At 45.0% G+C, this 10,997-nt stretch carries 11 protein-coding genes and 1 pseudogene; 8 read left to right on the top strand and 4 right to left on the bottom strand.

The window, feature by feature from the left end; all coding sequences use genetic code 11:
* Positions 1–272: 272 nt before the first annotated feature.
* A complete protein-coding gene (locus J7545_RS23990) occupies positions 273–374 on the top strand; it encodes an element excision factor XisI family protein (RefSeq protein WP_413039287.1) in 102 nt (33 codons plus the stop codon).
* A gap of 86 nt (positions 375–460) precedes the next feature.
* On the opposite strand, the gene J7545_RS09210 is transcribed toward J7545_RS23990, so the two are convergent.
* From J7545_RS09210 to J7545_RS09195, 4 genes and pseudogenes are all read right to left on the bottom strand, one after another.
* Positions 461–1,204, bottom strand: coding sequence for a DUF561 domain-containing protein (locus J7545_RS09210; RefSeq protein ID WP_318719485.1), 744 nt, complete (start codon positions 1,202–1,204; stop codon positions 461–463).
* 221 nt (positions 1,205–1,425) lie between these two features.
* A pseudogene (dcd, locus tag J7545_RS09205) lies at positions 1,426–1,869 on the bottom strand (dCTP deaminase); the annotation flags it as partial.
* A gap of 6 nt (positions 1,870–1,875) precedes the next feature.
* Positions 1,876–3,648, bottom strand: coding sequence for a group II intron reverse transcriptase/maturase (locus tag J7545_RS09200; RefSeq protein ID WP_318700208.1), 1,773 nt, complete (start codon positions 3,646–3,648; stop codon positions 1,876–1,878).
* Between the two features lie 641 nt (positions 3,649–4,289).
* On the bottom strand, positions 4,290–4,466 hold the full coding sequence (locus tag J7545_RS09195; protein ID WP_318700209.1) for a hypothetical protein: 177 nt from the start codon (positions 4,464–4,466) through the stop codon (positions 4,290–4,292).
* Positions 4,467–4,796: 330 nt separating this feature from the next.
* Between J7545_RS09195 and J7545_RS09190 the strand changes: the two genes are divergently transcribed.
* From J7545_RS09190 to J7545_RS09160, 7 genes are all read left to right on the top strand, one after another.
* Positions 4,797–4,958: a hypothetical protein gene (locus J7545_RS09190; protein ID WP_318700210.1), complete on the top strand. Its 162-nt coding sequence runs from the start codon at positions 4,797–4,799 to the stop codon at positions 4,956–4,958.
* A 64-nt stretch (positions 4,959–5,022) separates the two neighbouring features.
* The gene (gene rpaB / locus J7545_RS09185) at positions 5,023–5,748 is read left to right on the top strand and encodes a response regulator transcription factor RpaB (RefSeq protein WP_271937641.1); all 726 of its coding nucleotides are present in this window, start codon (positions 5,023–5,025) and stop codon (positions 5,746–5,748) included.
* A gap of 90 nt (positions 5,749–5,838) precedes the next feature.
* Positions 5,839–6,894 carry a phosphate acyltransferase PlsX gene (plsX, locus tag J7545_RS09180; protein WP_318700211.1) on the top strand — a complete coding sequence of 352 codons (1,056 nt, stop codon included), beginning with the start codon at positions 5,839–5,841 and terminating at the stop codon, positions 6,892–6,894.
* A gap of 132 nt (positions 6,895–7,026) precedes the next feature.
* A complete protein-coding gene (locus tag J7545_RS09175) occupies positions 7,027–8,019 on the top strand; it encodes a beta-ketoacyl-ACP synthase III (RefSeq protein WP_413038585.1) in 993 nt (330 codons plus the stop codon).
* Positions 8,020–8,120: 101 nt separating this feature from the next.
* Positions 8,121–9,002, top strand: coding sequence for an ACP S-malonyltransferase (gene fabD / locus J7545_RS09170; protein ID WP_318700213.1), 882 nt, complete (start codon positions 8,121–8,123; stop codon positions 9,000–9,002).
* An 8-nt stretch (positions 9,003–9,010) separates the two neighbouring features.
* Positions 9,011–9,907 carry a phosphate ABC transporter substrate-binding protein gene (locus tag J7545_RS09165; protein WP_318719484.1) on the top strand — a complete coding sequence of 299 codons (897 nt, stop codon included), beginning with the start codon at positions 9,011–9,013 and terminating at the stop codon, positions 9,905–9,907.
* Complete coding sequence (locus J7545_RS09160; protein ID WP_318719483.1) at positions 9,907–10,893, top strand: Gfo/Idh/MocA family oxidoreductase; 987 nt, start codon at positions 9,907–9,909, stop codon at positions 10,891–10,893. The genes J7545_RS09165 and J7545_RS09160 overlap by 1 nt, the downstream gene beginning before the upstream one ends.
* Positions 10,894–10,997 lie beyond the last annotated feature (104 nt).

Raw genomic sequence — 10,997 nt, 5'->3', positions numbered from 1 at the left:
TTACTCTCATCACTTCGCCCATTGCTACACCGTGTCAATCAATTTCAATACTTTTTTTCTTCAGCCTAAATCCCTTATCTTAATTCCTATCTTGATTCGGCAGAGTGACAAAAGAGGGATACAGCACAAAGTGCTGTTATGAGGGACAGTGTTCAATCCTCAAAGCGATGTACCAAAAGCCTATTCCCTATTCCCTATTCCCTATTCCCTAGCGCAAAGCGCTATATGTACTTTCAATATTAAACACTATCGAGTGATTCCTAACTTGAAAATTGCTCAACCCTATAGTCACTAGAGGTAAACCAAAAGAAGATATTGTACTGGCATTTCATTCTCCAAAAACTGGGAAGTTTTCGGAATTCGCGATCGCCTAAACCCCTTTCTCTATGCATTTGCCCTTAACAAGGGGCTGAGAGCAATTAGTCAGCCCCTTGCCTCTCAAGGCTTTATCCAGAGTGAATTAGGAGCGCACAACGATCGCCGAATTCAATGCTTCTACCAGAGAACGTACCACAGCTACCATAGCTACTTCATTATCTAACCGGTTGATTGCCGAACCCACTCCAATGCCTTGAGCGCCAGAGGCGATCGCCATTGGTGCGGTAACATTAGATAAGCCAGAAGCACATAAGACCGGAACCTCAACCCCACGGGAAATTTCATAAGCAGCCGCCAAAGTAGGAGCCGCTTTTTCAATTAATCCCAATGTGCCAGAATGGGTGGGTTGACTGCTGGTTCCGCCTTCCGTTTGAATTACATCTGCCCCTTCAGTAACCAGCGCTCCAGCTAACTGTACCTGTTCATCCAACGGTAAAATATGGGGAACCGTCACCGAAAGCATAATATCCGGAAGCAGCGATCGCACCTCCTGAGTCAGTGCCAACACCTCATCCGCCTCAAATCGCCGTCCTTGGGCATAGAACGCATCAAAATTTCCAATCTCAATCAAATCCGCTCCCGCGTTCACTGCCGCCACAAATTTCTGTGGCTCCACGGCAGAAACACACAGGGGTAGACCCGTCAAAGTACGACAAAGACGCACCAAATCCGGATCGGCTGCAATATCCACAAATGTCGCCCCTCCGCGATCGGCAGCCTTAACCACCATAGCTGTGCGATCGGCATCAAAATTCATTAACCCACTAATCACTTTCAGTGCCCGTCCTTGGGCTAAAGCAGGTTGCAGTTGAGGAAGAATCGTCATAAGACCTCAGTTTGTATAGCAATCATTGTTTATCCTCCATTGTGCCACTATCGATGTCCTTGAGAGAGTCAAGATTAAAATCGGGAGAGATTTTATAGCGCGATCGCAGATCCAAAGAACAGTTATGGTTCCTTAAGAGGAGAAGTGAATACCATAGTCCCTTGCCGAACGAATAAATTCGCAAAGATTTATGGTAGTAAATTCTCCTGACATCAGATCATTTACACTTTCGGTAAAACCACTTGATGGGTTTGATCTTGATACTTACCCAATCGGTCTTCATAAGTGACGTTACAGGGTTCTCCTTCAAAAAACAACAATTGGGCAATCCCTTCATTGGCATAAACCCGACAGTCGGCACTGGAAGAATTAGACAATTCTAAGGTCAGATGACCTCGCCAGCAGGCTTCTGCGGGGGTGGTATTCAGGATAATTGAGCATCTAGCATACGTGGATTTACCCACACAAATAACGGTGATATTGGGTGGAATCTCTAGACGCTCTAGGGCAACACCTAAGCCATAGCTATGGGCAGGAATAATGAAAAAGTCGCCCTGTTCATCGTGGTGCAGGGGAACCGATTCAAGGTTTTCGGGATTAAAATTTTTCGGATCGACGACTGTGCCGGGAATGTGCTTAAAGATGAGGAATTCTTTGGGACTTAAGTTAAACTAAGCCAGAAGGTCACCCTTCTGACTCGTCTTCAAAACCGGACATGAGACTTTCACCTCATCCGGCTCCTCAAAAACTTGGCTCTTGTCATTAGCACTAAAGTCTAGGGATGATTCAACGTCATAACAGCGATCGTGTATTAATTGGAGGTTTTTGTAATCATTCATTCCTCCTTTAGATTTTGGAATGATATGGTCAACTTCCATTACGTCACTATCTTTGAATGTTAACCCGCAGATATTACATTTTCCTCTTTGCTTTTTAAAGAGTTTAGAGGCTCTTTTTGGCATTTGGGGATATCTACCTAATCTGGATGCCCAGTAAGTGTCTTCTCCAAAAGGGGAGGTGTTTCCCCTAACCTTTGTATGCCGTTTTATTTTTGTGTATCTAGGGTCGATTAATTCACAGATGTCTTTGACCTCAAACACCCATTTATTATCTCCTCTTTGGAACCAATATTTATTATTGACCCATTGTGAGGTTTTATTGGGATGTCTATGGAGTCCCCATCTTTTTAGCTTCCAGAACAGTAAGTATTGTATTAATGAGAAAGCATCATTGGCGCAGGTTGTCGAGTAGTAATCACACCATCTCCTTATTATTGGATTGATTTTTTTTATTAGAATCTCTTGTTTGACGGCTTTATGTTTCTCGATTTCCTTTGCTAAGGTTCTGTATACCTTTTTGATGCTTTCTTTAGAGGGTTTTACAATGGTCTTAAACCCCTTTGGTATACCCTGGGAATTTTTCCCACTTGTATGTATGCCATGTTTGTATTGTCTGACATTAAATCCTAAGAAATCAAATCCCACTTTACCTTCGTATTCTTCATAAGTATGAGTAATACTCGTTTTTTCAGACTTGAGTTCTAGTCCAATATCCTTTAACCATTCGGAGATGATTGTCTGACATTTCTGGATTATTTCTAGATCCTTATGTATAACGACAAAATCATCTGCATATCTGATTAATTGGAGTTCTTTTAGATTCAAGGATTTAGGCTCCTTTAAGGTTGTTGCAAATTCCTTAATCCTGTTTTCCATCCCATGCAAGGCGATATTTGCTAGGAGAGGAGAAATTACTCCACGTTGGGGAGTCTCTTTATCCGTAGGGAACCATTCTTTATTGGACATAAATCCTGCTTTAAGCCAAGACTTTATCTGCCTTCTTAAGGAAGGATAAGTATTTATCTTTTCTAGCAGTTTTTTATAGTCTATTTTGTCAAAACCTTTTGCTATATCCGCATCCAATACATATTTAGGCTTGTACCTAATTGAGTTGAATATTGCCTCAATAGCATCATGGCATCCTCTACCTGGTCTGAATCCAAAGCTATTCGGTTCAAAGACAGCTTCCCATTCTGGTTCTAGAGCGAATTTGACTAGGGTTTGCTTTATCCTATCTTCAACAGTCAGAATACCCAATGATCTTTTCTCTGTTTTACCTGGTTGAGGAATTTCTATTCTTCTTGCCGGTTTAGCCTTTCCATCTAGCTTAATATTGTTGGCAAATTCGAGTCTTTTGCGGGAGCTAACTGATTTAATTCCGTCAATTCCTGCTGTTTGCTTACCTCGGTTATCTTGGGTAATCTTCCTCGTTGCCAACAATTTAGCTGACCAGGACTTACTGAGTAGTTTCTGGAGCCTGCGAACTAATCTGACGTTTCCACTACTTTTAGCTTGATAAATTCTCTTTTGCAGCTTGAACACATTCCTCTCGATTTTTCTCCAGGGGATGGCGTTCCATTTATACCTCAGATTAACTGGGTTCATAACATATACACTGTTACTCGACACTTTATCTTCCAAGTTTTCGTGAGTCTGTCAGCCTATCCATCTCCATTACAGAGAGGCATTCGCTTTTGACTCAATCCTGTCACTTATGTCCTTGCGCTGGTTACTACTCATCAATCGACCTTTAGATGAGAGAAACATAAGTGATTACCTCGTTCCTAATATCCATTTTTCGTTAGCTTTAGAGTCTTCCTTTCCACCGAGAGTTCTTTTGGGTACAAAATGAAAAGTTCCGAACCTTTTCATCCTTATTGGTATCATCAGACACGATGCCACCTTAACTCTGTTGACTTTTGTCTTGCAGCCTATCAACCCGTTTGGCTACTTCATACGTGACGATGGGTTAAACAGAAGTTCGTTTCCTACTCATGGCTAACCTACTAGCTGGGGTTCCTCATCGGGTTTGAGGTTACCAACATTCCTTCCCGCTTCAACCGAGTTGATGACCAGTCGCCTTAGCTGGGGAAGTGTTTTCAACCCTGTACCTTGGCGAGAGGAGTTGTCATTGTATAGACTCACCTCTATGGATATTAAGTTATCACTGTGTGATTACGATGCAAAGATGGGTTAAACCTTTAACATTTATTCACACCGTGCCCTGTTTCCTTGAGCATTGTTGCTCATTTGACAGGAACGAGTCGCACTCGGATATCATAGCCATAGGAAGAAGCTCCATAACTTAATACTTTTCTGACCAATCCCGGATCGCCTTCAATGGTCCGAATTAATGAAGGCTCAAACGGGTCAATCATTCCCTTCTGGGCTTGTTCTGCTATCCACTTATCATTCTTGAGCATATCTACATTCTAGTTCATCAAGACTTTAGATCATACCTGAAATTCCCATTGCTGTTGGTGTCGGGACTTACTCTGAGGCGATCGCCAAAATGCCCACTCCAATCTCCACTGTGTGAAGAGATATTACAGTTTTCGGGATTTTGCATAAAAACCGCTTCCAAAAACTGAGAACCCTATAGGAGAGAGTAAAGAACTCAATCCTGCCGCTATCCTCTCGAAGGAGAACTCAGTTCTCCTTCTTTTATCTATCCATCGCGTCTACCCAAGAATATGTGTCATTCACAATCTTTCAGGGAGCAAAATACCACCAAATCCATAACACGAGTTTGATTGACTTTTACAAAAGCTACGGAAGAAGTGCGATCGCTCCGACAATTTGCCGAAGTGAAAATGCAGGAATTGAGTCAGTCACTCTCTCGTTTGCTTAACTGGTTACCCCATATCTATTCCCTGTTCCTTATTGCTCAAAAGCCCAACGACATAATATCGTAGTGTTAAGACAAGTTAAGATAAAACTTTTGCAGCAGAATTCAGAGGTCAAGGAGAGTTACGGCACTTGGACAAAGAAAAAATTCTGGTTGTTGATGACGAAGCCAGTATCCGACGCATCTTAGAAACCCGACTATCGATGATCGGGTACGATGTCGTCACGGCTGGTGATGGCGAAGAAGCCTTAGAAACCTTCCGCCATATCCTACCGGATTTGGTGGTTTTAGATGTGATGATGCCCAAACTCGATGGTTATGGAGTCTGCCAAGAACTCCGTAAAGAATCGGATGTGCCGATCATCATGTTAACCGCCCTCGGAGATGTGGCCGATCGCATTACGGGGCTAGAATTGGGAGCCGATGATTATGTGGTTAAACCCTTTTCCCCCAAAGAACTCGAAGCTCGCATTCGTTCAGTTCTCCGTCGGGTAGATAAAACCAGCACCTCTGGCATTCCTAGCTCCGGCGTGATTCAGGTGAGCAATATCCGCATCGATACCAATAAACGACAAGTTTATAAAGGAGATGAACGCATTCGCCTCACCGGAATGGAATTTAGCCTTCTAGAACTCTTGGTGAGTCGTTCGGGAGAACCCTTCTCCCGCTCCGAGATTCTACAGGAAGTATGGGGATATACCCCAGAACGCCATGTGGACACTCGCGTAGTCGATGTTCATATCTCGCGACTGCGAGCCAAGTTAGAAGAAGACCCCAGTAACCCCGAATTAATCCTCACGGCTAGGGGGACAGGGTATTTATTCCAACGTATTCTGGAGGCAGGAGCAGAGGAATAGCCCCAGAAAATTAAGCGATCGCTTTCAGAAGGCGATCTCTGGGGTGAAACGATTTGGTAGAATTTGTAAGGCTTTTATCACTGGCGAGCAATGGGATCAACTCCGGCAAGAATCGCAATAGACGCAATGGGTGGGGATTACGCCCCCGATGAAATTGTCACAGGAGCGCTAAGGGCAAAAGAGGAACTCGATGTCCATATCCTGTTGGTGGGCGATCCCGATCGGATTGAAGAATCAATCGGCAAGCACACCCAATCACACCAACTGGAAATTGTACCTTCCGAAGGCGTGATTTCCATGAATGAGGAACCGTTGGTTGCTCTCAGACGCAAGAAAAATGCCTCCATCAGCGTGGCGATGAATTTAGTAAAAGAAAATAGAGCGGATGCAGTGGTATCGGCTGGTCATTCTGGAGCAGCCATGGCAGCAGCCCTGCTGCGGTTAGGTCGCCTACCCGGAATTGATCGTCCGGCGATCGGGGCAATGTTTCCAACCCTGATGGCTGATAAATCCGTTCTGATTTTAGATGTTGGGGCAAATGTCGATTGTCGCCCCCAATTTTTAGAACAATTTGCCCTCATGGGTACGGTTTATAGTCAGTACGTTCTGGGAATTGACCAGCCCAAAGTAGGACTATTAAACATTGGTGAAGAATCCTGCAAAGGAAATGACTTGGCCATTCGTACTCACCAGTTATTAGATGAAAATCCTCTGATTCCGTTCATTGGCAATGCAGAAGGTCGCGATGTCCTATCGGGTCAGTATGATGTGATTGTTTGTGATGGCTTTGCTGGTAATGTGTTGCTCAAATTTGCGGAAGCAGTCGGGAGCGTCATGTTACAGATTGTGCGAGAAGAGTTGCCCCAAGGTCTTCACGGCCAAATCGGTACAGCGATCCTCAAACCCAATCTCAGACGGATCAAGCAACGCTTAGATCATGCCGAACATGGAGGGGCATTACTGTTGGGAGTCGCAGGAGTGTGTATCATTAGCCATGGCTCTGCCCAAGCCCCAACCATTTTTAATGCAGTGCGTTTAGGTAAAGAAGCGGTAGATAATCGCGTCTTAGACCGACTCCGAGGACAATACCAAAAAACGGTAGCCAACTTAGGCACAGTTTCAACAAACCAGGAGAGTGAGGGATAACTTGGATATATAGCGCCTCGCCCTCGAGCAATAGGCAATAAACCTACGTTGGGTGACCGTAAGTCTGTGCTAACTACCTGGGTAGTTGCTATACAAGCCAGGATTGTTTCCTTGAGAAAATAAACAAAATATATGAAACCTATGGGCATTGCAATAACCGGTAGTGGTTCGGCTACCCCTGGAGCGAAACTGACGAATCAGGGACTATCACAGAGAGTCGAAACTTCAGATGAGTGGATTACTACTCGGACGGGAATTAAAAATCGTCGTGTGGCTGGAGAGGGGGAGTCGTTAACGGCGATCGCCACCCAAGCAGGACTTCAAGCCTTAGAGCAAGCAGGACTTTCCCCTGCCGATCTCGATTTGATTGTTCTAGCTACTTCAACCCCCGATGATTTATTTGGCAATGCCAGTCAAATCCAAGCCGCATTAGGGGCCCATCAAGCAGTCGCTTTTGACTTAACCGCTGCTTGCTCTGGGTTCCTCTTTGCATTGGTGACAGCGGGGCAATATATCCGCACGGGAGCTTACCAGAAAGTGTTGGTCATTGGGGCAGATCTGCTCTCTCGATGGGTCAATTGGAGCGATCGCACCACTTGCGTTTTATTTGGTGATGGTGCAGGAGCTGTTGTCATGGAAGCCAATCCAGAAGATCGGCTTCTCGGATTTGAACTCAAAAGTGATGGCAGCCAAAATAACTGTCTGCAACTGGCTTACCAACCCAAATATGAGGAAATCCTGCCTAATCTCACCGTCGGTCAAGGAACCTATCAATTTATCAGCATGAACGGCAAAGAAGTCTATCGATTTGCTGTACAACGAGTCCCTGAAGTGATTGAAAAAGCACTCTTTCATGCCCAAATCAGCAGTGATGAAGTCGATTGGTTGATCCTCCATCAAGCCAATCAACGTATTCTTGACGCTGTGGCTAAACGGCTCAATATTTCCGATCGCAAAGTCCTGAGTAATTTAGCCAACTACGGCAATACCTCCGCTGCCTCCATTCCCCTGGTACTTGATGAAGCCGTTCGCGCTGGGAGAATTAAACCCGGTGATTTGATTGCCGCTTCTGGATTTGGTGCAGGACTAACCTGGGGATCGGCAATCTTTCGCTGGGGACATTAATCAATAGGGAATAAGGCAATGGAGACCCGTGAACGCAGAGACACGGAGATGACTCATGACCTATTCCCTATTACTCTTTATCCATTACTAACGACTAATCTATGACAAAAACAGCTTGGTTATTTCCCGGACAAGGATCGCAAAAAACAGGTATGGGGACCGACCTTAAAGATACCAAAATTGCACAAGATCGTTTTGTTCAAGCCGAACAAATTTTAGGATGGTCAGTTTTAGACCTCTGTCAAAGTCAAGCAGAAACCTTATCTCGTACCCTTTATACTCAACCTTGTCTGTATGTAATTGAGTCCATTCTGATTGACCTCCTACAAGAAAAAGGACACTCCCCCCATCTGGTTGCTGGCCATAGTTTGGGTGAATATGTTGCCCTTTATGCCGCTGGAGTCTTTGATTTCGTCACGGGACTGCAATTGGTTAAGCACCGGGCGGAACTGATGGAGAATGCTTCAGGGGGTAAAATGGCTGCCTTGATTGGATTTGACTTCAATCAACTCCAGGAGGTGCTAGAAAAAACGCCAGATGTGGTCTTAGCCAATGACAATAGTGCTAAACAAGTGGTGATTTCTGGGAAACCGGAAGCAGTCGATCGGGTTATTGCTCAAATTAAGCTCAGAAAAGCCATTCCCTTACCCGTTTCTGGTGCATTCCATTCCCCCTTTATGGATGCGGCTGCACCAAAATTTAGAGCATTTCTGGAAACCATATCCTTTGCGACAGCGAAAGTTCCCGTTCTGTCCAATGTCGATCCTTCCCCCACTACTGATGCCAATACTCTCAAAACTCGTTTACTTGAGCAAATGACCGGTTCAGTGCGGTGGCGAGAAACATGCTTAAAGCTCGTGGAAGAAGGGATTGAAAAAGTGATTGAACTTGGCCCGGGTAATGTGTTGACTGGCCTAGTCAAACGGACTTGTCCGGGGTTAGCTTTAGAGAATATTGGCACATTAGCTCAAGTCCCTGGCTAACTGAGATTATGGCTCAAAATCGCGACCCATCTCCATTTCTGTTCATTCTCCTGTTTTTGATCTTGGGAGCTGGAGGAGGCTATTGGTTTTTCTTGCGCCAACCCCCTTCCTCTCCTGGGGAAAATTTGGAAACAGGGAATCGAGCATCAACTCCTGCTCAACCCACTGTCGAGAGTAACCGAGTCCCTCAGTTTGTCAAACCGACATCTGTTCCAGGGGGTACGGTGATTCGTATTGATGGGAGTACCAGTATGGTGACGCTGAATCAAACCCTAAAAAAGGGCTTTGAAGGGCAATTTTCCGATACCACGGTAGTCACTCAGGCGAATGGTTCAGATAAGGGGATTCAAGGGGTATTGATAGGACAGTTGGATGTGGCGGCTGTGTCTCGTCCTCTGTCGTCCCAAGAGATGGAGGAGGGGTTAATGGCGTTTGCAGTGGCGAGGGATCAAATTGCGATCGCCGTTAGCAATAGTAATCCTTTATCTGCTGGCTTAACGGCTCAACAGGTGAAGGACATCTTCCAAGGAAAAATTACTAATTGGTCAGAGGTTGGGGGATCAAATCGTCAAATTCGGGTGATTAACCGACCTACAGTTAGTGGAACCCGTCAGACATTTCAAGAGTTAGCACTACAAGGGGAGAATTTCGGGACAACCCCTAATATTACAACCTTAGACCGAGATGCTACCACCCCTATGTTGCAGGCTTTAGGTGAGGATGGCATCGGTTACGCTACAGCCGATCAAATTGTTAGTCAAAGTACGGTGAGAGCGTTGGCTATTGATGGGGTGTTACCTGGATTTTCCAGTTATCCCTATACACGCGACTTATACTATGTCTATAAAAGTCCACCGAATGAGTCAGTGAAGGCGTTTTTGGGCTATGTAGAGAGTATGAATTGATGGGGAAACCATTGGAAAATAATCTGAATGTCGGTCTGATTGGCACGGGATTTGCGGCTCGTTTGAGGGCAGAAACTTTACATGCTGACTCCCGTAGTCGTCTGATAGCAGTCGTGGGGTATAATCCTCAGAAAACGGCTGAGTTTGCTCAAAAATATGGCGCAAGGGTGCTAGAGTCTTGGCAAGAATTAGTCGATCTTGATGAATTAGATCTAGTGATTATTAGTACAATTAATCGAGACCATGGGGCGATCGCCAAAGCCGCCTTAACCGCTCAAAAGCATGTCGTCGTTGAATATCCCCTAGCACTTAACTTTGAGGAAGCCCAAAGCCTCTGGATACTCTCGAAAACCCAACACAAACTTCTCCATATTGAGCATATCGAAATCTTAGGCGGACTCCATCAAGCCTTCAAACAAACCCTACCCCAACTCGGAGACATTAGCTATTTACGCTATAGCAAAATTGCCCCCAAACATCCTGCACCCCAGCGCTGGAATTATCAAAAAGATCTCTTTGGCTTTCCTCTAGTTGCTTCTCTCTCTTGTATCCATCGTTTCACCGATGCATTAGGAACAGTGGAAACGGTTTACGCCCAAAACCGCTATTGGCCAGAAGATTCAGAATACTATCACGGCTGTTTCTGTACTGCACAACTGCAATTTACAAGCGGTACAATTGCCGATATTATTTATGGTAAAGGGGAGATCTTTTGGCAACCCGAACGGAAACTTGAAGCCCATGGAAACCAAGGCACTCTGATATTTGAAGGCGATCGAGGGGACTTAATTCAACTGGACAAAACCACAGAAATTCCCGTCGGTACTCGTCGAGGACTCTTTGCCCAAGATACTCGCCAGGTGTTAGATTATTTAACTGAAGGTACGCCCCTGTATGTTAGTCCCCAGGCGAGTTTATACGCGCTTAAAGTGGCTTGTGCTGCCCAACGATCTGCCGTGACGGGGCAAAAAGTTACTGTAAATTAGACGTTTCTATGCCATCGTCTTCCCCATTCCCTTTTAACTTTGCGAGTGCTTTTTGGCGATCGCTCCAAGTAGTAGAAAAATTCGTTTGTAACTCTATGGTTTTC

It is taken from the genome of Roseofilum sp. SBFL, from assembly GCF_017746885.1.
GTDB lineage: Bacteria > Cyanobacteriota > Cyanobacteriia > Cyanobacteriales > Desertifilaceae > Roseofilum.
This window is presented reverse-complemented; position numbering and strand designations above follow the sequence as displayed.

Excerpts from the sequence above, each read along its gene's own strand:
- J7545_RS09165 (WP_318719484.1), top strand. The coding sequence starts at position 9,011 with ATGGCTCAAAATCGCGACCCATCTCCATTTCTGTTCATTCTCCTGTTT.
- fabD (WP_318700213.1), top strand. The coding sequence starts at position 8,121 with ATGACAAAAACAGCTTGGTTATTTCCCGGACAAGGATCGCAAAAAACA.
- J7545_RS09175 (WP_413038585.1), top strand. The coding sequence starts at position 7,027 with ATGAAACCTATGGGCATTGCAATAACCGGTAGTGGTTCGGCTACCCCT.
- J7545_RS09195 (WP_318700209.1), bottom strand. The coding sequence starts at position 4,466 with ATGCTCAAGAATGATAAGTGGATAGCAGAACAAGCCCAGAAGGGAATG.
- plsX (WP_318700211.1), top strand. The coding sequence starts at position 5,839 with ATGGGATCAACTCCGGCAAGAATCGCAATAGACGCAATGGGTGGGGAT.
- J7545_RS09210 (WP_318719485.1), bottom strand. The coding sequence starts at position 1,204 with ATGACGATTCTTCCTCAACTGCAACCTGCTTTAGCCCAAGGACGGGCA.
- J7545_RS09160 (WP_318719483.1), top strand. The coding sequence starts at position 9,907 with ATGGGGAAACCATTGGAAAATAATCTGAATGTCGGTCTGATTGGCACG.
- J7545_RS09200 (WP_318700208.1), bottom strand. The coding sequence starts at position 3,648 with ATGAACCCAGTTAATCTGAGGTATAAATGGAACGCCATCCCCTGGAGA.